Origin of the sequence: Pseudoduganella umbonata (assembly GCF_014192225.1) — a bacterium.
Lineage (GTDB): Bacteria > Pseudomonadota > Gammaproteobacteria > Burkholderiales > Burkholderiaceae_D > Rugamonas > Rugamonas umbonata.
On the sequence record NZ_JACHXS010000016.1, the window covers coordinates 39787 to 61615 of the forward strand.

General features: G+C 62.1%; 18 protein-coding genes. 1 reads left to right on the forward strand and 17 read right to left on the reverse strand.

What is annotated here, in order from left to right:
* Positions 1-2: 2 nt before the first annotated feature.
* The 17 genes from FHS02_RS29270 to FHS02_RS29350 all read right to left on the reverse strand — a co-directional run bounded on the left by FHS02_RS29270 (position 3) and on the right by FHS02_RS29350 (position 20225).
* Positions 3-887, reverse strand: a complete 885-nt coding sequence (locus tag FHS02_RS29270; protein ID WP_137314340.1) for a DMT family transporter — start codon at positions 885-887, stop codon at positions 3-5.
* A 217-nt stretch (positions 888-1104) separates the two neighbouring features.
* Positions 1105-2139, reverse strand: coding sequence for an XdhC family protein (locus FHS02_RS29275; protein WP_137314339.1), 1035 nt, complete (start codon positions 2137-2139; stop codon positions 1105-1107).
* Positions 2140-2151: 12 nt separating this feature from the next.
* Complete coding sequence (locus tag FHS02_RS29280) at positions 2152-2616, reverse strand: surface-adhesin E family protein (RefSeq protein WP_137314338.1); 465 nt, start codon at positions 2614-2616, stop codon at positions 2152-2154.
* The gene (locus FHS02_RS29285) at positions 2616-3746 is read right to left on the reverse strand and encodes a M48 family metallopeptidase (RefSeq protein ID WP_137314337.1); all 1131 of its coding nucleotides are present in this window, start codon (positions 3744-3746) and stop codon (positions 2616-2618) included. The genes FHS02_RS29280 and FHS02_RS29285 overlap by 1 nt, the downstream gene beginning before the upstream one ends.
* A 20-nt stretch (positions 3747-3766) precedes the next feature.
* Positions 3767-4216 (reverse strand): dUTP diphosphatase, encoded by a 450-nt coding sequence (gene dut, locus FHS02_RS29290; RefSeq protein WP_137314336.1) that lies wholly within the window; start codon positions 4214-4216, stop codon positions 3767-3769.
* A gap of 1 nt (position 4217) precedes the next feature.
* Positions 4218-5447: a bifunctional phosphopantothenoylcysteine decarboxylase/phosphopantothenate--cysteine ligase CoaBC gene (gene coaBC / locus FHS02_RS29295; RefSeq protein WP_137314335.1), complete on the reverse strand. Its 1230-nt coding sequence runs from the start codon at positions 5445-5447 to the stop codon at positions 4218-4220.
* A gap of 31 nt (positions 5448-5478) precedes the next feature.
* Positions 5479-5988, reverse strand: a complete 510-nt coding sequence (lspA, locus tag FHS02_RS29300; RefSeq protein ID WP_137314334.1) for a signal peptidase II — start codon at positions 5986-5988, stop codon at positions 5479-5481.
* 222 nt (positions 5989-6210) lie between these two features.
* A complete protein-coding gene (gene ileS, locus FHS02_RS29305; protein ID WP_137314333.1) occupies positions 6211-9096 on the reverse strand; it encodes an isoleucine--tRNA ligase in 2886 nt (961 codons plus the stop codon).
* Positions 9097-9185: 89 nt separating this feature from the next.
* On the reverse strand, positions 9186-10157 hold the full coding sequence (locus tag FHS02_RS29310; protein ID WP_137314332.1) for a bifunctional riboflavin kinase/FAD synthetase: 972 nt from the start codon (positions 10155-10157) through the stop codon (positions 9186-9188).
* A gap of 158 nt (positions 10158-10315) precedes the next feature.
* Positions 10316-11545, reverse strand: a complete 1230-nt coding sequence (locus FHS02_RS29315) for a tetratricopeptide repeat protein (protein ID WP_229422699.1) — start codon at positions 11543-11545, stop codon at positions 10316-10318.
* 170 nt (positions 11546-11715) lie between these two features.
* Positions 11716-12150 (reverse strand): ExbD/TolR family protein, encoded by a 435-nt coding sequence (locus tag FHS02_RS29320; protein WP_183444272.1) that lies wholly within the window; start codon positions 12148-12150, stop codon positions 11716-11718.
* A gap of 66 nt (positions 12151-12216) precedes the next feature.
* Positions 12217-12645 carry an ExbD/TolR family protein gene (locus FHS02_RS29325; protein WP_130187905.1) on the reverse strand — a complete coding sequence of 143 codons (429 nt, stop codon included), beginning with the start codon at positions 12643-12645 and terminating at the stop codon, positions 12217-12219.
* Between the two features lie 4 nt (positions 12646-12649).
* On the reverse strand, positions 12650-13594 hold the full coding sequence (locus FHS02_RS29330; protein WP_175424818.1) for a MotA/TolQ/ExbB proton channel family protein: 945 nt from the start codon (positions 13592-13594) through the stop codon (positions 12650-12652).
* Between the two features lie 78 nt (positions 13595-13672).
* Entirely contained in the window at positions 13673-14332 is a 660-nt protein-coding gene (locus FHS02_RS29335; RefSeq protein ID WP_137314331.1) for an energy transducer TonB, read from the reverse strand.
* A gap of 1050 nt (positions 14333-15382) precedes the next feature.
* Entirely contained in the window at positions 15383-16924 is a 1542-nt protein-coding gene (locus FHS02_RS29340) for a SpoVR family protein (protein ID WP_371861472.1), read from the reverse strand.
* Positions 16924-18192, reverse strand: coding sequence for a YeaH/YhbH family protein (locus FHS02_RS29345; protein ID WP_137314330.1), 1269 nt, complete (start codon positions 18190-18192; stop codon positions 16924-16926). Before FHS02_RS29345 ends, FHS02_RS29340 begins: the two co-directional genes overlap by 1 nt.
* Positions 18193-18302: 110 nt before the next feature.
* Positions 18303-20225 carry a PrkA family serine protein kinase gene (locus tag FHS02_RS29350; protein WP_137314329.1) on the reverse strand — a complete coding sequence of 641 codons (1923 nt, stop codon included), beginning with the start codon at positions 20223-20225 and terminating at the stop codon, positions 18303-18305.
* A 589-nt stretch (positions 20226-20814) separates the two neighbouring features.
* Between FHS02_RS29350 and FHS02_RS29355 the strand changes: the two genes are divergently transcribed.
* The gene (locus FHS02_RS29355) at positions 20815-21828 is read left to right on the forward strand and encodes an adenosine deaminase (RefSeq protein ID WP_137314328.1); all 1014 of its coding nucleotides are present in this window, start codon (positions 20815-20817) and stop codon (positions 21826-21828) included.
* Position 21829 lies beyond the last annotated feature (1 nt).

The following is a 21829-nucleotide window of genomic DNA, read 5'->3' on the forward strand; positions in this document are numbered from 1 at the left end:
GTTCACGCCGGCTTCGCCCTGGCGCCGAAGTTCGGCCGGTAGCCGGTGACGAGCGCGGTGCCGGCAATGACGATGGCGGCGCCGGCCACCGTGTACCAGCCCACCACTTCCTGCAGGAACAGCGCGCCCCACAGGATGCCGAACAGGGGACTGATGAAGGTGACGGTCAGCGCCGACGTCGCGCCGACATCCCGGATCAGCCCGTAGTACAGCAGATAGGCAACGCCGCTGCACAGCACACCGAGCGCGACGGCGGCGGCCATGATGCCGGCGGTCGGCTCACCGGGAGCGGGGAAGAACAGCAGCGAGGGCAGGACCAGCAGCGCCGCCGTCCACATGCTGCCGTGCGCGTTGGCGAACGGCTCGACGGCCGGCGCCGCCCTGGCGTACGTGCTGGCGATGCCGTAATTGAACGATGCGAACAGCGCCGCGGCGATGGCCAGCCCGGCGCCTTCGCGCGAGCTGACGTGGTCGAAGCCGACCAGCAGCGCCACGCCGGCGGTGCCCAGCACGATTCCCAGCAGCACGCGCGCGCTCACCATCTGCCGCTGCCATACCGCCCCGATCAGGGCGCCCCACATGGGAGCCGTGGCATTCAGCACGGCCAGCACGGAAGCGGACAGGGTACGCGCCGACCATGCGAACAGCAGGAACGGCAGCGCGGAATTGAAGAAACCGAGGATGACGTAGTGTTTCCAGTGGCGCTTCCAGTCCAGCGGCTTCTTCATCAGCAGCGCGATCGCCGCCAGGAACAGCGCGGCGAATACCACGCGGTATTCGATCAGTACCGCAGGCCCCAGCACGGGCGCGGCGATGCGCATGAACAGAAACGAGCCGCCCCAGATGGACGCGAGCAGGATGAGGCGAAACAGGTTGGCGGTGGACATGGCACTTGTCGTTATTGTTCAGCCCGTGTCACCACGGGGTCAGGCACGTTTGTTGATACGGGTTCGTCTTTAGTAAGACCGAATCGTCTTTAGTAAGACCGATAATACGGCTGAGCCCGTGTCCACTTCCGTGCCTGGCACCGGGGTGGACACAAGCTGGACCGTAGATGCGACTGTGGTCTTGATTGTGGTGGCGATTGTCGCCGCGGGGCGAGAGCTACGCTGCCCGGATCTTGCTGTCGAATTCGGCGGCACAGACATTGCCGCCCGGCGCCTCGAGTGCGGCGGCGTGGTTGACCTGCAGCGACGACGGCACGCCGTTCTTCACCGCCGTCATCTCGGCCAGGATCGAAATGGCGATCTCGGAAGGTGTCTTGCTGCCGATGTACAGGCCGACCGGCCCATGCAGCCGGGCCAGCTGCGCTTCGGTCAGGTCGAACTGCAGCAGCCGTTCGCGCCGCTTGGCATTGTTGGCGCGCGAGCCGATCGCGCCGACGTAGAACGCTTCGGATTTCAGCGCTTCCATCAAGGCCAGGTCGTCCAGCTTCGGATCGTGGGTCAGCGCGATCACGGCGCTGCGCCGGTCCAGCCGCATGTCGACGACCAGGTCGTCCGGCATCGCATGCACCAGGCGCACGTCGGGCAGTGTCCAGCCGGAGCGGTACTCCTCGCGCGGATCGCAGACGGTCACGTGGTAATCCATCGCGGTGGCGATCTGCGCGACGAAGCGCGACAGTTGTCCTGCGCCGATGATCAGCAGCCGCCAGCGCGGGCCGTGCTGGGTGACCAGCTCTTCGTCCGTGCGGGTCAGCACGTTGCCGGCGACGGCGCGGTCGAGCCGCACGGCGCCGGTGCGCAGGTCGAGCCGGCGCTCCACCAGCTGGTGCTGCTCCAGCCGGTCGAGCAGTTCGGCGATGCGGCTTGCCGCCGACAGCGGTTCGAGGGCCAGTTCGATGGTGCCGCCGCACGGCAGCCCGAAGCGGTGCGCTTCGTCGGCGGTGATGCCGTAGCTGACGATTTCCGGCAGTTCGCGCGTGATGCCTTCGCGCCGCACGCGGTCGATCAGGTCGTCCTCGATGCAGCCGCCGGAAACGGAACCGACGACGCGGCCGTCGTCGCAGATGGCGAGCGTGGCGCCGACCGGGCGGGGGCTCGAGCCCCATGTGCGGATCACGGTGACGAGTTCGCAGCGGTGCCCGGCCGCGATCCACGCGGCGCTGGTCTTGAGTACTTCGAGATCGATGCTGTCCATGGCCGGACTATACTACGGCGCGGTTTTCGCTGCCGGCGCCTTCGCCGTGCCTTTGCCGCACACGGTGTTCATTGCGGCGGCATAGCGGCTGCCCTCGGTCACCTGCTCGGCATCGAAGGCTTCGAACTTGTAGGTGCCCACCGCTTCGCCCTTGGCCATCGCCTCGGGATAGAACGTCTGCGATTGCAGCGTCACGCTGCGCTCCGTGCAGTCGTACAGGTGCAGTGCCTTCACGGACAGGTACTGCTTGCCGTCCGGCGCGGTCTGCGGCTTGCCGAACGATTCGAGCGTCCAGGCGCGGCGCCCGTTCTCAATGCCCGTCTTGCTCTTGCTGATCGACGCCTTGTCGATATACACCCGGCTGTCCTTCGTGTTGCCGGCCTTTGTCCACGTCACGGCATGCGCCAGCGTCGGCAAGGCGCACAACAGGCACAGGGTGCACAGCATTCCCAAGACAGGCACGGCGGCACGCGGCATCACGGCACCAGCGGTTTCTTGGCGGCCTGCTTGGCCTTGATGTCGGCCACCACCCTGTCGATCGCGGCCAGCCGCGGCGCCAGGTTCGGATGCACCGCCATGTAGCCGTTCGGGACCGACGCCGGATACTGCGCCGCCAGCCGCTGCCAGAACGCCTTGTAGCGTTCGACGCCATAGCCGGCGCGGGCCAGCATGTACAGCGCCAGCGTGTCGGCCGCCACTTCCAGGTTGGCCGCCAGCGGCTTCACGTTGGCGGTGCCGGCCAGCAGCGCCTGGTCGGGCTGCACGCGCGTGACATTGTCGATGATGGCCGCGACGGCGGCCGTATTGCGCGCCACCGCGGCATGGCCCAGCACATTGTGGGCGATGTCCTTGGCCAGCACGTAGGCGATCGCCTCGTCGCCGCCGGCGAAATTGATCATGCCGCGCGTGACCGCGATGCGGCCGCCGTCGGCATAGGAATTCACGTTGTCGGCATTGCCCAGGTCCACGCGCATCGCGCAGGCGCGCGTCACAGGAACTTTCAGCACCTGCGTCTTGCCATCGCGGCCGATCGTCATCGACAGTTGCGTGCGGCCGGAGACCAGCGGGGCGAACACGCCGGAGGCTGCCGTCTCGGCACCCGGGCCGGTCGGCAGCGCCTTGCCGTCGGCGGCGACCAGCTGGTCGCCCTTGCGCAGGCCGGCGCGGGCGGCGCCGCTGCCGGCCAGCACGCCGGAAACGCGCAGCACGTCGTCGTAACCCAGCACGGCGGCCGCGGCATCGGCGTATTCGCCCGGGTAGGACCACTTGTTCTTTGCCGTGAAGCCCAGCAGGCCGCGTGCCGCGGTGCGGCACAGGTCGACGTTATTGATCAGCAGCGGCGCGGCCACGCGGTACAGCCGGTCCTGCTGGGTGGTCATCGTGTCGAGCGCCGCGCGTGCGGCCTGCATGCGCGGCGTGACGGGCTGCGCTTCGTCGGCGGGTGCCGGCTGGACAGGAACGGTGGAACGGGAGGAAGGCGCCGGGGGCGTCGCGCAGGCCGACAGCAGCAGGGCCGTCGCGATCGACGCCAGCAATATGCCGGGCCGCGCGGATGAGAATGAAGTGGGGTGCGAAGTTGCGCTGACGGTTGCGACGGTTCCTGCCATATTTCCTTCCTGGTTGATTCTTAATGCTTGCCGGTGCTGCCGAAGCCTCCTTCGCCCCGCTCGCTGGCACCGAATTCCTCCACCACGTTGAAGCCCACCTGGAGTACGGGCACGACGATCAGCTGGGCCAGGCGTTCCATCGCTTGCAGCGTGAAAGCGTTCTGGCCACGGTTCCACGTCGAGACCATCAGCTGGCCCTGGTAATCGGAGTCGATCAAGCCTACCAGATTCCCCAGAACAATGCCGTTCTTGTGACCCATGCCGCTGCGCGGCAGGATCATCGCCGCATAGCCCGGATCGCCGATATGGATTGCCAGGCCAGTGGGGACCAGCACGGTCTGGCCAGGCTCGATCGTCAGCGGTGCGTCGATGCAGGCGCGCAGGTCGAGGCCGGCGCTGCCGGGCGTGGCGTAGGCCGGCATCAGCTCGTGCATGCGCGGGTCGAGGATTTTTACGTCGATGGTTTTCATGTTATTGGAACAGCGAGTGCTTGCTGGTGCGTTTCGAGATTTCGGAGATCAGCTGGCGTGCCAGCGTCAGTTTCGGTGCCTGCGGCAGGATCGTGTGGCCATGCTCGTCGAACAGCACGATCGTGTTGTCGTCCTGGCCGAACGTGTGGTGGCCGATGTTGCCGACCAGGAGGGGAATGCCCTTGCGCTCGCGCTTGGCCGAGCCGTATTCGAGCAGGTTTTCCGATTCGGCGGCAAAGCCCACGCAGTAAGGGTGGCCGGCCAGCGTGGTGCGTGCGGCGATGGTGGCGAGGATGTCCGGATTCTGCTCGAACTGCAGTTCGGGGCCTTTTGCGGCTGCCTCGCCGTCGGTCTTCTTGACCTTCTGCGTGCTCGGATTGGCGACCCGCCAGTCCGCCACCGCGGCCACCGCGATGAAGATGTGCTGGCCGTCGATGGCGCGGTTCACCGCGTCCATCATCTGCTGCGCGCTTTGCACGTCGATGCGGGTGACGCCATGGGGTGTCGGCAGCGCGGTCGGCCCGGAGACCAGCGTGACCTCGGCGCCGGCTTCGCGCGCGGCACGCGCCACCGCGTAGCCCATCTTCCCGGAGGACAGGTTGGTGATGCCACGCACCGGGTCGATCGCCTCGAACGTGGGGCCGGCCGTGATCAGGATGCGCTTGCCGGCCATCAGCTTCGGCTGGAACGCCGCCACGATCTCGTCGAGCAGCTGTTCGGGTTCGAGCATGCGGCCCATGCCCACTTCGCCGCAAGCCTGTTCGCCTGCCGCCGGGCCGAGGATGCGGATGCCGTCTTCGCGCAACTGCGCGGCATTGCGCATGGTGGCGGGGTTGGTCCACATCTCCACGTTCATCGCGGGAGCCACCAGCAGCGGCACGTGGCGCGGGCGGGCCACGCACATCGTCGACAGCAGGTCGTCGCAGGCGCCATGCGCCAGCTTGCGGATGAAGTCGGCGGAGCAGGGCGCGATGACGATCGCGTCGGCATTGCGCGTGACGTCGATGTGCGCCATGTTGTTGCCGACCCGCGCATCCCACTGGTCCGTGTAGACCGGCTTGCCGGACAGCGCCTGCATCGTCACCGTCGTGATGAAGTGGGTGGCGGCATCGGTCATCACCACCTGCACCGAGGCGCCTTCCTTCGTCAGTGCGCGGCACAGTTCCGCCGCCTTGTAGCAGGCCACCCCGCCGGACAGGCCGAGGACGATCTTCTTGCCGGTCAGTTCCATGCTGCTGCTCCCTTGCCTGGATGGATGTGCGTCACTTGTTCACGCGCCGCAGTTCGTCGAGGACGAGCAGCGCGGCACCGATGCAGATCGCCGTGTCGGCCACATTGAAGGCCGGGAAGTGGCCGATGCCACGCCAGTGGAAATCGAGGAAGTCGATCACGTGGCCATGCACCAGCCGGTCGATCACGTTGCCGACGGCGCCGCCCAGGATCAGCGCCATCGACCAGCAGAACAGCTTCTGGGCCGCGTGCTTCTTCAGCAGGTAGACGATGAACAGCGCTGCGCCGATGCCGATCGCGGTGAAGAAATAGCGTTGCCAGCCGCCCTGGTCGGACAGGAAGCTGAAGGCCGCGCCCTTGTTATATGCCAGCACCAGGTTGAAGAAACTTGTGACGTACAGCTCCTCGCCATAGGCAAACAGCTTTTCGATCGTGATCTTGGTGAGCTGGTCGACCAGGATGATGATGGCGGCGATGCCGAGCCACGGTGCCATGCCGCCGCCGGAAGGTTTGCTGGAGAAGGTTTTCTTGGATTTTGCCATTGTTCTTGTCGGGTCCGTGGTACCGCCGAAATGTTGCAGGAAAACCGGTGACAGGCTCCGGTTTTCTGGAAATATTTCCATCAACGCAGCTTGTCGCAGGGACTAGCAATATTTCAGGAAAACCGGTGACAGGCACCGGTTGTTAAGAAATGTTTCAAAAAAACCGGTGTCTGTCACCGGTTTTGGGGTAATACCGCTGCCTCGCCGCCGGTTTTGTTTGCGTCAGGCGAAGCGGCGGTTTTCGCCGGCGCCGAACAGGTTGCTGTGGCAGCGGCCGCACAGCGTCGGGTGCTCGGCGTGCGCGCCCACGTCGGCGCGGTAATGCCAGCAGCGCTCGCATTTTTCCGCTTTCGAGGCGGCCACCGTGACCGCTTCGTCGGCTTCGCTCGCCACTTCCACGGCCTGCGCCAGCGACGTGATGAACACGAACTTCAGGTCGTCACCCAGGCTGGCCAGTGCGGCGAACTTCTCGCCGGCCGCCTTGATGTCCAGTTCGGCCTGCAGCGACGAGCCGATCGCGCCGGAGGTGCGCAGGTCTTCGAGCTGCTTGGTGACCGCGGCGCGCACGGAAAGGATCGTCGCGTACTTTGCCAGCAGCGCTTCGGCATCGGCGACGGCCGGCAACTGCCAGAAAGTCTGCGTGTAGATCGTTTCGTCGCTGGCGGCGAATTGCTCGCCGGCGGCGAACACGGCCCAGGCTTCCTCGACGGTGAACGGCAACACCGGCGCCAGCATGCGCAGCAGGCTTTGCGTGATGTGCCACAGCGCCGTCTGCGCCGAGCGGCGTGCCGTCGAATCGACGGCCGTCGTGTACAGACGGTCCTTCAGGATGTCGAGGTAGAAGCCGCCCAGGTCTTCCGAGCAGTAGTTCTGCAGCTTCGACACGACCGGATGGAATTCGTACTGCTCGTAGTGCTTTTCCACCGAGGCCTGCAGCACCGCCAGGTTGGCCAGCGCGTAGCGGTCCGTTTCCAGCAGGTCCTGCACCGGCACGGCGTTCGCGTTCGGATCGAAGTCGGACGTATTGGCCAGCAGGAAGCGCAGCGTATTGCGCAGGCGGCGGTACGATTCGGTCACGCGCTTGAGGATCTCGTCGGAGATCGACAGCTCGCCGGTGTAGTCGGTCGAGGCGACCCACAGGCGCAGGATGTCGGCGCCCAGCGTGTCGGAGATCTTTTGCGGCGCCAGTGTATTACCCAGCGACTTCGACATCTTCTTGCCTTCGCCATCGACGGTGAAGCCGTGCGTCAGCAGCGCCTTGTACGGCGGGCGGCCATTGAGCATCGACGACGTCAGCAGCGACGAGTGGAACCAGCCGCGGTGCTGGTCCGAGCCTTCCAGGTACAGGTCGGCCGGGAAGTGCGACTGTTCGGCATGCGAGCCGCGCAGCACGGTCTGGTGCGTGATGCCCGAATCGAACCACACGTCCAGCGTGTCCTTGTTCTTCACGTAGTTCGCCGCGTCGTCGCCCAGGATTTCCTGCGGATCGAGCGCGAGCCAGGCGTCGATGCCGCCCTTTTCGATGCGTTGCGCCACCTGTTCGAGCAGCTCCGGCGTACGCGGGTGCAGCTCGCCCGTTTCCTTGTGCACGAAGAAGGCCATCGGCACCCCCCATTGGCGCTGGCGCGACAGCGTCCAGTCCGGGCGGTTGGCGATCATGCCGTGCAGGCGCGCCTTGCCCCAGTCGGGGAAGAACTGCGTTTCGGCGATGCCTTCCAGCGCCGTCTCGCGCAAGGTCGAGCCGCCGTCGATCGGCTGCACGTCCATGCCGGCGAACCACTGCGAGGTGGCACGGTAGACGATGGGCGTCTTGTGGCGCCAGCAGTGCATGTAGCTGTGGTCGAACATCTTCAGTTCGAACAGCGCGCCCGCTTCGCGCAGCGCCTCGCAGATCGGCTTCGAGGCTTCCCAGATCGTCAGGCCACCGAACAGCGGCAGCGTCGACACGTATTTGCCGTCGCCCATCACCGGTGTCAGGATCTCGTCGTCCTTCATGCCGTGCTGGCGGCACGACACGAAGTCTTCCAGGCCATAGGCCGGCGCCGAGTGGACGATGCCGGTGCCAGAATCGGTCGTCACGTAGTCGGCCAGGTAGACCGGCGAGTAGCGGTCGTAGAACGCGTCGCGCGCGTGCAGCGGGTGCTTGAAGCGGATGTTTTCGAGCTTCGCGCCGGTCGTGGTCGCGATGACCTTGCCTTCCAGCTTGTAGCGCTGCAGTGCCGCCTCGACCAGGTCCTGCGCCAGGATCAGCAGCAGCGGCGATGGCGATCCATCGACGTCGCGCGACGTTTCCACCAGCGCGTAGGTCACTTCAGGGTGCACGTTCAGCGCCTGGTTGGACGGGATCGTCCATGGCGTGGTGGTCCAGATGTTGACGAAGCCGGTCTGGGTCGGCAGTGCCGGCAGGCCGAACGCCGCCGCGATCTTGTCGTGCTCGGCGAACGGGAAGCCCACGTCGATCGCCGGGTCGCGCTTGTCCTGGTATTCCACTTCCGCCTCGGCCAGTGCCGAACCGCAGTCGAAGCACCAGTTCACCGGCTTCAGGCCGCGGTACACGTAGCCCTTTTCCAGCAGCTTGCCCAGCGCGCGCAGCTCGTCGGCCTCGTTACCATAGGCCATGGTCAGGTAGGGGTTGTCCCACTCGCCCAGCACGCCCAGGCGGATGAAGCCGGCGCGCTGGCGGTCGATCTGCTCGAGCGCATAGGCGCGCGCCTTGGTCAGCACCTCGGCGGTCGGCAGGTTCTTGCCGTACAGTTTTTCGATCTGGATCTCGATCGGCATGCCGTGGCAGTCCCAGCCCGGCACGTAGGGCGCGTCGAAGCCGGCCATCGTGCGCGACTTCACCACGATGTCCTTCAGGATCTTGTTGACGGCATGGCCCAGGTGGATGTCGCCGTTCGCATACGGCGGGCCGTCGTGCAACACGAATTTCGGGCGCCCCTTGGCCGCCTTGCGGATGCGCTGGTAGACCTTCTTGTCCTGCCATTGCTGGACCCAGTTCGGCTCGCGCTTGGCCAGGTCGCCGCGCATCGGGAACGGGGTTTCGGTCATGTTGACCGCGTATTTACTGGTGGCCTTGCTGTCGGCCTTTTTTGGTTTTTCGGACATGGTGATTCTTTATGGAGTAATTCGGTTCAGTAGCGTCGGGTGAGTGACGGCGCAAGGGAGGCCAGCGCTGCGGGGCAGGTCGCCGGCACTCAAATTCGGTCGGTGGCCGTCACGGCACCGCTGCGCTCGCGGAAGTATGTCCGCGCCTCGGCAGCGTCGCGGTCGATCGCCTCGGTGAGGGTCGGCAGATCGATGAATTTTTCTTCGTCGCGGATCTTGTGGAGGAATTCCACCTTGACGCGCTGGCCGTACAGGCTGGCGGCGAAATCGAAGATGTGCACCTCGAGCAGCACGCGGCCGGCATCTTCCACCGTGGGGCGCACGCCCAGGCTGGCCACGGCCGGCAGCGGCTTGTCGGCGATGCCATGCACCTGCACGATGAAGATGCCGGACAGCGCCGGGCGGTGGGGCACGCGCAGGTTCAGCGTGGGATAGCCCAGCGTGCGGCCCAGTTTCTGCCCGTGGATCACGTGGCCGGAAATCGAATACGGATGACCGAGCAACTGCTCTGCCCGGGCAAAATCGCCATCTGCCAGCGCCGAGCGCACCGCCGAACTGGAGATGCGCGTGGTGCCGTTCATCACCGTCGGCAGCGTCTCGACATGGAAGCCGTAACGCTCGCCCGCTTCATGCAGCAGCTGTACATTGCCGGCGCGGCGCGCCCCGTAGCAGAAGTCGTCGCCAACCATCAGCCATTTCACGTGCAGGCCATCGACCAGCACGCGCTCGGTGAATTCCTGCGGGGTAAGGGCGGCGAAGCTGTCCGAGAAATGTTCGACGATGACGCGGTCGATGCCGTTGGTCTCGAGCGAGGCCAGCTTGTCGCGCAGGTTGGCGATCCGGGGCGGGGCCTTCGCCAGGTCTTTCATCTTGTGGGCAAAGAATTCGCGCGGATGGGGCTCGAATGTCATCACCGCCGCTTCCAGGCCAAGACGGTCGGCGGCGGTACGGACGTGGGCCAGCAATGCCTGGTGTCCACGGTGGACGCCGTCGAAATTGCCGATCGTGAGGGCGCAAGGCGCACGGGACGCTGCGTTGGGAAGTCCGCGAAATACCTTCATGGATATGAAATCTTTTGCCTGAACCAGGGATTATACGGCGGTTTTACAAATTCACAGGGGAAATGCCGCAGCGCACCAGAGCGGCCCGCTCGTACCAATGAAAAAAGCGCCGCCTGCGGAGCAGGGCGGCGCTTTTGAATGCCGGCAGTGCGCGTGGCTTACGCGGCAACTTTCGGATTGTTGATGTACAGCGTCCAGTAGCGTGCCAAGTCGGATTCGCCGGCGGTACCCTTGACGTTCTTCAGTGCCGACAGCGCCTGCTGCTTCTTGCCGGCGTTGAACAACGCGATGCCGTAGTGCAGCTTCATCTCTTCCGGACGGCGTGCCGTGCCGAACGTCATTGCCTGGTCCATCAACGCAATACCTTCGCTTGCCTTGCCAGCGGAAACCAGCGCATAGCCCATGTTGAACAGGCCGTCGGCATCCTTCTCCTTGATCAGGTTAGCCTGGTGCGTGGCCTGGGCAGCGTTGTTGTCGGCCAGCGTCTTGCTCGCCAGGTCTTTCAGACGCTGGTGGCGGGCGGCGTCGGTGCCGGTGCCCAGCGCGCCTTTCTTGTACCCCTGGTCGATGATCGCGATCGCTTCAGGCGCATTGCCGGCTTGCAGCGACAGCTGGGCCATTTCCATGTACTCGGAAGGCTTGCTCAGCTGGCCCAGCGCCAGGCGCAGGCGCATCAGGTCCAGGCCCAGCGTGCGCGAGAAGCCCGGCTTGCCCTGCACGCGGTTCAGCAGGTCGGCCCAGTAGCTGGCTTTCGGGTAGCTGCCGGCCAGTTTTTCGATGGTCTGCACGTAGCCGGTCTTGTCGTTCTGCTTCAGCTGGATGTTGGCCAGCATCTGCAGGCTTTCCTCGGACTGCTTGCCCGACTTCAGCGCGGCGGCGGCTTCGTTGTAGCGGCCGCTGATGAAGTAGGTCTGCGTCAGCAGCTGCTGCATCTGCACATTGTTCGGGTTGTCTTTCAGCAGGCCCTGGATCGCGGTGATCGTTTTCGGATAGTCCTTGGCGCGGTAGTACATGCCGGCCAGGCCTTCCTGGAACTTGCCCTTTTCCGAGGCGGACAGGCGGCCCGACGCGATCAGGGTCTCGAATGCCTTGATGGCGGTCGGCGTATCGCCCGCGGTGGATGCGGCAGCTGCACGCACGCGCTCGATCTGGTATTTCTCGAATTCAGTCTTGTTGCCGACAGCATCGGCTTCCTTCAGCTTGGCCACCGCTTCGCGGGCCTTGCCGCTGCTGAGCAGGCGCTGCGCTTCCTGCAATGGTTTGCCCACATCGGCACGGACCGTATCGGCAGCATGGGCAGCGGACACCAGGCCAGCCATGGGAGCTGCAGCGGTAAAGCCGATGGCGGCCATTACCAGGCCGAGATGGGCGAGACGGAACTTGGACATAAGCGAGGTATCTTTCATCAAAAAACAAGAATAGGCAGGATAACCTGCCTATCGTGGAAAATAAAGAGCCGTACTCCTGAGTTTCAAAAGTTACCCGTACTTACAAAAATCGCGGTACCGAAGTACCGCGATTTCGTATGCCGGAATCGAAACTGTCCAGGTAAATACTCTTACTGGAACTGCTCGTTACCGACGAGGCCGATCTTCGTGACGCCCAGGCGCTGGGCCGCAGCCATCACGCCTGCGACGGCGTTGTACTCGACCAGCTTGTTGGGACGCAGGTGCACTTCCGGCTGGTCAGCCTGTGCCGCTACGTTCATCAGCTTCTGCTCCAGCGTGGCGCGATCCGGAATGGTCTGGCCATCCCACAGGATCGTGCCGTCGAAGTCCACGTCGATCGTCACGACCACCGGTTCCACCGTCGATGGCGGCGGCGTACCGACCGGCATGTTCAGGTTCACCGAGTGATTCGCTTTCGGAATCGTAATAATCAGCATAATGATCAGCACCAGCATCACGTCGATGAGCGGTGTCATGTTCATTTCCATCATTGGTTCCGGATCCGCGTTTGCTGCACCGCCGCCCGAACCGACATTCATACTCATGGGTGTGTTCCTTTTTCAAAGACTGCCCGGCCGGCAGTGAATAAACCGGCCGGCCGGGCAGGGGCCTTACATCTTGTCAGGCGGTTCGGTGATGAAACCAACCTTCTGGATGCCAGCACGCTGGGTCGTGAAGATCACGCGACCGATCGATTCGTACTTGGCTTCTTTGTCGCCACGTACGTGCACTTCGGGTTGCGGGACCTTGACAGCCTCGACCTTCAGAAAATCGAACAACTCATTAGTGTCCGCCATTTTCTTCTGATTCCAGTAGATGTCACCGTCCTTGTTGACGACGATATTGACATTTTCCGGCTTCGTTTGGATCGCCTGGTTGATCTCCGACGGCAGCGTGATTTTCTGCAGTTTGAGAACGACCGGGCTAGTAATCAGGAAGATGATCAGGAGAACCAACATGATGTCCACGAGGGGCGTCGTGTTGATCTCCGACATTACCTGGTCTTCGCCTCCGCTATCGGAGCCTACGGACATCGACATGGTATTAGCCTACTTTTTTCGCGCGAGCAGCGGAGTCAGCGGTGGACATCGCGCCCGAGATCAGCACGGAGTGCACGTCGGCTGCGAAGGTACGCACTTCTTCCATCGCGGTCTTGTTACGACGCACCAGCCAGTTGTAGCCCAGAACGGCCGGAACTGCGACTGCCAGACCGAATGCCGTCATGATCAGTGCTTCACCGACCGGACCTGCAACCTTGTCGATCGACGCGTTACCGGTCATGCCGATGGCGGTCAGTGCACCGTAAATACCCCACACCGTACCGAACAGGCCGATGAACGGTGCGGTCGAACCAACGGTTGCCAGGAACGACAGGCCGTCTTGCAGGCGCGATTGCACTTTGTCCACCGAACGCTGGATCGACATCGTCACCCAGGTCGACAGGTCGATCTGCTCCAGCAGGGCGCCGTCGTGGTGGGCCGATGCCTTGGTGCCGGTTTCAGCGATGAAGCGGAATGGCGAGCCTTCAGCCAGGGTCGTGGTGCCGGCAGCGATCGACGATGCTTTCCAGAACTTGGAGGTAGCTTCACGTGCTTGACGCATGATCTTCATCTGGTCCAGCAGCTTGGTGATGATGATGTACCACGAGCCGATCGACATGATCGACATGATGATGATGGTGCCTTTGGCAACAGGGCCGGATTCCCATGCTGCCTTGAAGCCGAATGGGTTTTCCACTTCTTCCGTGGCGCCGTGGCCGCCAGCTGCTGCCGGTGCTGCGTCGGCAGCAGGGGCTGCTGTGTCGGCTGCCGGTGCTGCTGCATCAGCTGCTGGTGCTGCTGCCGCATCCGCTGCCGGCGCTGCAGGCGCGTCCGCGGCGGCCGGGGCAGGTGCATCGGCCATGGCCGGCGCGCTTACCAGGGCGGTTGCTGCGGTCACCGAGAACAGCACAGCGGCCAGTACAGCGGACAAACGGGTATTCTTAAACATGCTTCCTCCAAATTGATAAAAGATCAGTTCGCTGAACGTAACGACAACGAATCTTGCTAAATGAGACTTTGTCTCGGGTTATTCCAGCGTCCAGACGTATTGCATCTGCATCCACGCCTGCTCCGGCTTGCCATCGACCATGGTCGGCTTGAACTTGCACTTGCCGATACCATTCACGGCTGCCTTGTCCAAATCCCGGAAACCACTGGATTTCACGATCTTGGAATCGGCAACGCGACCGTCAACGCCAATCAGGAACGACAGGGTTACCGTGCCGGTTTCTTCGTTACGCAGCGACGACTTCGGCCATTCCGGCTTCGCGCAGGTGCTGAAGTCAGCCACTGCAGGAACACGCACGGACTGGGCCGGAGGTGCCGGCGGTGCAGGAGGTGCCGGTGGTGCCGCTTTCGCCAGCTCGGTCGTTGCCGGCTTTTGCTGGGTCGTGTTGGCGATCACGTTCTGCTGCGGCGGCGGCTGCTGCACATTCACTTCAACTGGCGGAATGAACGGCGGTGGTGGTGCCTTCATTTCCGGCGGCGGTGGCGGTGGTGGCAGCTCCTTCGGTGGCGGCGGAGCGACCTCTTCGATGATCTTGGTTTCAACCGGCTCGATCATTTTAGTGACGATCCGTTTGCCCATGCCCGACACCAACGCATAACCAGCAACGATGTGCAAAGCAACCACTACCACGATGCCGGTATAGTTCTTTTTGACCTTCCCGTTATCACTAAAATTCATGCCTGCTTTCTCCAATACCTACTCTACTTGAACCCCAAAATAGCGACACAAAGCTACAGCCGCATCCGGGACGTCGGCGAATTATACATACGAATTCTTCATTGTACATAGAATTTTGGGCTCAAAAAACTGGTTAAATTTCATGCCCTTAGCTGCATCCCCGCACCAATCTGGCGTCCGTTCCAGGGCACCGCTGACCAACGCTGTGCAAGCCGTGTAATCAGTGCCATGAAGTTTTCCAAATGCGAAAAAAACAGAATTTTCTGCGCGCTTTCCTCCCTTCCAGCAATGAAAAATTTGGTACCGAAAATTGCTATTTGTTAAAAATGGGAGCGGTACCTTTGCCTATCCAGTATAAGCAATTTATAGGCCGTTAGATCATCCGCATGCGAAAAAAACAAGCTTGAAAGTTCACTACAGAAAATATAGCTGGAGCGTGGAAAAATGTAGGTTCGGTCCAGCCGATTTGTCAAGGTGGTCAGACCACTCGGTAGAGCAATGGAAGCTGTGCCTGCGTCGCACGGAATAACGCGGTTTTCGGTACGCAGGCGGGAAGGAAAGAGACGGCGGCAGCGCGTACTGGAACACCGGCAGCCATCAATGGGAGTCACGAAGTGCAGCCGAATCGGTGCAGCCAACCAGTCCAGCCGAATCAGGGCAGCCAAACCAGTGCAGCCAAATCAGAGCAGCCAAACTTGTGCAGCCAAACCAGTGCAGCCAAACCAGTGCAACCAAACCAGTGCATCCGAATCAGAGCAGCCAAACCAGTGCAGCCAAACCAGTGCAGCCAAACCAGTGCGGCCAAACCAGTGCAGCCAAACCAGTGCAGCCAAACCAGTGCAGCCGGATCAGTGCAGCAGCCAAACCAGTGTGGCCAAATCGGTGCGGCTAATCAACAGCCGATAAAGCGCAGCCGATAATGCACAGCCCATAAAGCGCAGCCAATCAGCGCAGCTACCAAGTGTAGCCCCGATCGCAGTGACAGAGTAGCAAAACATTCGGCGCCGGGCAGTCTTTCGACTGGCCGGCGCCGGGGCCCTGCAAGAAAGGTCAGATCAGGCGGCCGCGTTTCTCGCGCTTGCATTCCAGCGTGCTGATCAATTTCCCTTCGGGGGAAACGGTATCGAGGTGAACGTCGAAGCCCCACAGCCGCGCAACGTGCTTGAGCACCTCGTGCGCCTGCTGGTTCAACGGGCGGCGATTGAACTGGGTATGCCGCAAGGTCAGCGCACGGTCGTCCCGCGTATTGACGGACCAGACCTGGATGTTCGGTTCGCGATTGCCCAGGTTGTACTGGTCGGCCAGCTGCTGCCGCACGTAGCGGTAACCCATTTCGTCGTGGATGGCGGAGACCGACAGCTTTTCGTTGCGGTCGTCGTCCAGCACCGCGAAGAAGTGGAACTCCCGGATCAGCCGCGGCGACAGGTATTGGGCAATGAAGCTTTCATCCTTGAAGTTGCGCATCGCAAATTGCAGCGTTTGCTTCCAGTCGCTGCCGGCGATGTCCGGGAACCATTCGCGGTCCTCGGCCGTCGGGTTTTCGCAGATGCGGCGGATGTCCGTCATCATCGCGAAACCCAGCGCATACGGATTGATGCCGTTGTAATAGGGGCTGTGCACCGGCGGCTGGTACACCACGTTGGTGTGGCTCTTCAGGAATTCCATCATGAAGCCGTCGCCGATCACGCCTTCGTCATACAGCTGGTTCAGGATCGTATAGTGCCAGAACGTGGCCCAGCCCTCGTTCATGACCTGGGTTTGCCGCTGCGGATAGAAATACTGCGAGATCTTGCGCACGATGCGCACCAGCTCGCGCTGCCACGGTTCCAGCAGCGGCGCGTACTTCTCGATGAAGTACAGCAGGTTTTCCTCGGGCTCGGGCGGGAAGCGGGCAGGCGCCTGCGCCACCGTCTCCTCTTCAGTCTTGCGCGGCAAGGTGCGCCACAGTTCATTGATCTGCGATTGCAGGTAGGCTTCGCGTTCCTTCTGGCGGCGCTGTTCCTGCGCCAGCGACAGCTTGGCCGGCCGCTTGTAACGGTCGACCCCGTAGTTCTGGATCGCATGGCAGGAATCGAGCAGCAGCTCGACGGCATCGATGCCGTGCCGCTGTTCGCACTCGGCGATGTAGTTCTTGGCGAACACCATGTAGTCGATGATCGCTTCCGCATCGGTCCACGTACGGAACAGGTAATTGCCCTTGAAGAAGGAGTTGTGGCCGTAGGCCGCATGGGCGATCACCAGCGCCTGCATCGTCAGGCTGTTTTCCTCCATCAGGTAGGCGATGCAGGGATTGCTGTTGATGACGATCTCGTAGGCCAGGCCCATCTGGCCACGCTTGTAGCCTTTTTCGGTGGACAGGAAGTGCTTGCCGAACGACCAGTGGCTGTACGACACGGGCATGCCGACGGACGTGTAGGCGTCCATCATCTGCTCGGCCGTGATGATCTCCAGCTGGTTCGGGTAAGTGTCGAGGCCAAAACTTTCGGCCACGCGCTTGATTTCCTCGTGCGCCTGCTCGATCAGCTCGAATGTCCATTCAGACTGTTCCGGCAGCGCGCGCGGGTGGGGCGGTCGCTTCATCATCTGGTTCATTATTTAGGCTGCTTCTTGAACAGTTCGCGGAACACCGGGTAAATGTCGGCCGGTGTGACAATTTTCTGCATGGCGAAGTGCTGGTGGATCTCGGGCACCTGCGCATATTGCTCCCACAGGTTCTGCGGCGGGCCGTCGGTGATTTCCACGTAGGTGTAATACTGCACCTTCGGCATGATCGTGTTGGTCAGCAACTGGCGGCACAGCACCGAGTCGTTGTCCCAGTTGTCGCCGTCGGACGCTTGCGCCACGTAGCTGTTCCACTGGCCGGCGCCGTAGCGCTCGTCGATGATCTTGTTCAGCAGGTTCAGCGCCGACGACACCACGGTGCCGCCCGATTCGCGCGAGTGGAAGAACTCGTGCTCGTCCACTTCGGCCGCCGCCGTGTGGTGGCGGATGAACACGACTTCGATCTTGTCGTAGACCCGTTTCAGGAACAGGTACAGCAGGATGAAGAAGCGCTTCGCCGTGTCCTTGCGCTGCTCGTCCATCGAGCCCGACACGTCCATGATGCAGAACATCACGGCCTGCGTCATCGGTTTCGGGATCTTGATGCGGTTGCTGTAGCGCAGGTCGAACGGGTCGATGTACGGAATCGCCAGCAGCTTGGTGTGCAGGTGATGGATGCGCTTTTTCAGCTCGACGACGCGGGAATCGTCCAGCGGCACGTCAGCCAGCAGCAGGGTTTCCAGTTCCAGCTCCGCTTCCGCCAGCGCCTTGCGCGACGGACCGCCCACGGCGATGCGCCGCCCCAGTGCGCCGCGCAACGAGCGCAGCACGTGGATATTGCTGGGTGTGCCGGACACGGTATAGCCGGCACGCTGGCTCTTGAAATCGGTGGTGGCGGTCAGCTGCGTCTTGACCAGGTTCGGCAGTTCGAGGTCTTCAAAGAAATAATTCATGAATTCTTCGCGCGACAGTTCGAAGATGAAGTCATCCTCGTTGGTCTGGTCGCTGTTGCCTGCCTTGCCGCGGCCGGAGCCGCCGCCGCCCTTGGGCCGGGCGATCTGGTCGCCCTTCTGGTATTCCTGGTTGCCGGGATTGACCACTTCCCACACGCCGCCGTGGGCATGGCCGAACGAGGGCTCGTTGACGTCCTTGACGGGAATCGAGACCTTCTCGCCGTTTTCGATGTCGGTGATTGAACGGCCCTTGATGGCGCGTCCGACCGCGTCCTTGATCTGGGCCTTGTAGCGACGCAGGAACCGTTCGCGGTTGACCGCGGACTTGTTTTTACCCTGCAGCCGTCTGTCGATGAGGTAACTCAAAAGAATCCTCCTGCGGTGGGGACCACGCTCCCGCCGGCAGGCGGGAGCGCGAAGCCCGGTACTGCTGTGAACCAGACTCGCTTGTCGAACCTATTATGGCACCGACAGCGTTACGACGACTTTCGCACACGCAGATACCACTCGCAAAGCAGGCGGACCTGCTTGGCGGTGTAGCCTTTTTCCACCATCCGCGCCACGAAGTCGGCGTGCTTGTTGGCATCTTCGGCGCTGGCCTTGGCGTTGAACGAGATCACCGGCAGCAGTTCTTCGGTGTTCGAGAACATCTTTTTCTCGATGACCGTGCGGAATTTCTCGTACGACGTCCAGGCCGGGTTCTTGCCGCCGTTGTTGGCGCGCGCGCGCAGGCCGAAGTTGACGATCTCGTTGCGGAAATCCTTCGGATTGCTGATGCCCGCCGGCTTCTCGATCTTTTCCAGCTCGGCATTCAGCGATTCGCGGTCGAAGCTCTCGCCGGTATCCGGATCGCGGTATTCCTGGTCCTGGATCCAGAAATCGGCGAACGTCACATAACGGTCGAAGATGTTCTGGCCATATTCGGAATAGCTTTCCAGGTAGGCGGTCTGGATTTCCTTGCCGATGAAGTCCACGTAGCGCTGCGCCAGGTGCTCCTTAATATAGGAGAAGTATTTCTGTTCGGTCTCCGGCGGGAACTGCTCGCGCTCGACCTGCTGCTCGAGCACGTACAGCAGGTGCACGGGATTGGCGGCCACCTCGGTCGAGTCGAAGTTGAAGACCTTCGACAGGATCTTGAACGCGAAGCGGGTCGACAGCCCGTTCATGCCTTCGTCCACGCCGGCGTAGTCGACGTATTCGTGGATCGACTTTGCCTTCGGGTCGGTATCCTTCAGGTTTTCGCCATCGTAGACCAGCATCTTCGAGAAGATCGACGAGTTTTCCGGTTCCTTCAGGCGCGACAGGATCGCGAACTGCGACATCATCCGCAGCGTGCCCGGTGCGCAAGGCGCCTCGGCCAGCGACGAATTGCGCAGCAGCTTGTCGTAGATCTTCACTTCGTCCGACACGCGCAGGCAGTACGGCACCTTGACGATATAGATACGGTCGAGGAATGCCTCGTTGTTGCGGTTGTTGCGGAAGCTCTTCCACTCCGATTCGTTCGAGTGGGCCAGCACCACGCCGTCGAACGGGATCGCGCCGAAGCCCTCGGTGCCCTTGTAGTTGCCTTCCTGCGTGGCCGTCAGCAGCGGGTGCAGCACCTTGATCGGCGCCTTGAACATCTCGACGAATTCCATCAGGCCCTGGTTGGCCAGGCACAGGCCGCCGGAATAGCTGTAGGCGTCCGGATCGTCCTGCGCGTAATCCTCGAGCTTGCGAATGTCGACCTTGCCGACCAGCGAAGAAATATCCTGGTTGTTTTCGTCGCCCGGTTCCGTTTTCGAGATGGCGATCTGCTTCAGGATCGACGGATAGCGCTTGACCACGCGGAACTGGTTGATGTCGCCGTTATATTCGTGCAGCCGCTTCACTGCCCACGGGCTGGGAATACTGCGCAGGTAGCGGCGCGGGATGCCGTAATCCTCTTCCAGGATCACGCCGTCCTCGGCCTCGTTGAACAGGCCGAGCGGCGACTCGTTCACGGGCGAACCCTTCAGGCAGTAGAACGGCACCTGTTCCATCAGCGATTTGAGCTTTTCGGCGATCGACGACTTGCCGCCGCCCACGGGACCAAGCAGGTACAGGATCTGCTTGCGTTCTTCCAGTCCCTGGGCCGCATGGCGGAAGTAGGACACCACCTGCTCGATCACTTCTTCCATGCCGTAGAACTCGCGGAAGGCGGGATAGATCTTGATGACCTTGTTGGCAAAGATGCGGGACAGCCGGGTGTCGTTGCGCGTGTCGACCAGCGTCGGCTCGCCGATCGCGGCCAGCATCCGCTCCGCCGCCGTCGCATAGGTCAGGTGATCCTTCTTGCATAACTGGAGATACTCCGAGAGGGACATTTCCTCTTCCCGGGTGCGCTCGTACCGTGCTGCGTAAGTGTCAAAGATCGTCATGTGCGTGTCCTCTGATGTAAACCTACTCGTCACGGAAAGTCCGCCATCGCTGCCGCGCCGCCATCCAGGCGGATGCGCGCGGCGGTTCTGCAGGGCTTCCCTTACTGTGGTCGGCAGTCGTCGTGCAAGGCTGTCGGCCTGATCCTGGGTGATGCTCCTTGATTGTCCATGAATACCGTCAGCTTCTGTCCGTAGCACGCGTTGCGCGTGCCGTGAGCTGAGTTTTTTTTCGCGGCGCTGTGGAAGGGTGCCGGCTTGCGAATGTTTGAGTCGAAACTGTTTGCGCCGAAACGCATCTTACGATTGTGAAATTCGCTTGTGGAATCGATTATTGCGCTAATAGTGCGGGAAGTCAAAATATTATCCAACATCCTCAATCTCTTCTGTAAAGCCATGATTCACAAGGAAAAACCTGCGCACGCCTGACGTCATTCACAGCGTTGTTGCCAATTTCTTCACGCTTGACATCACAGTAGCATGGTTGATCAAGCTGTGCTGAACACCATACAAAACGTGCGGCAGGGCAGGAGCTGAAAAAACATTTCATCTTGCGATAAGATGCGCCTTATCAGCGAACAAAGGACCGTAAATGAATACCCAAATCCGTCACATCGTGCAGAACATGCCGAAAGCCGAACTGCACATCCACATCGAGGGTTCGCTGGAACCGGAACTGATCTTCGCGCTTGCCCAGCGCAACGGCGTGCAGCTGGCCTATCCCTCCGTCGACGCACTGCGCGCGGCCTATGCGTTCCAGGACCTGCAATCGTTCCTGGATATTTACTATGCCGGCGCCAGCGTGCTGTTGAAGGAACAGGATTTCTACGACATGACGGCTGCCTACCTGGACCGCGCCAAAGCCGACCACGTGCGCCACACCGAGATCTTCTTCGATCCGCAAACGCACACGGCGCGCGGCGTGCCGATCGGCGACGTGATCAACGGCATCCACCGCGCCTGCGCCGACAGCGACGTTTCCGCCACGCTGATCCTGTGCTTCCTGCGCCACCTGTCCGAGGAGGACGCGCTCGCCACGCTGGAAGCGGCGCTGCCGTACCGCGACAAGTTCATCGGCGTGGGCCTCGACTCGTCCGAGGTCGGCCATCCGCCGGAGAAATTCACGCGCGTGTTCGCGCGCGCCCGCGAACTGGGCCTGCACCTGGTGGCGCACGCGGGCGAGGAAGGCCCGCCGGAATACATCTGGTCGGCACTGGACGTGCTGCACGTGGAACGCATCGACCATGGCGTGCGCTGCCTGGAAGATGCCGCGCTGACGCGCCGCCTTGCCGCCGAGAAAATGGCGCTGACGGTGTGCCCGCTGTCGAACATCAAGCTGCGCGTGTTCGACAACATGGGCGAACACAACCTGCTGACGCTGCTCGACGCCGGCCTCGTCGTCACGATCAACTCGGACGATCCGGCCTATTTCGGCGGCTACCTGAACGAGAACTTCCTGGCCGCGTTCGACTCGCTGCCGCTGGGGCTGCAGCACGCGCACGAGCTGGCAAGGAACGGCTTTGCCGCATCGTTCCTGCCGGCCGGGCAAAAGCAGAAGTTCCTCGACGAAGTGGATGCGTATTTCGCCGCGTTCGACGTCGTTTGAT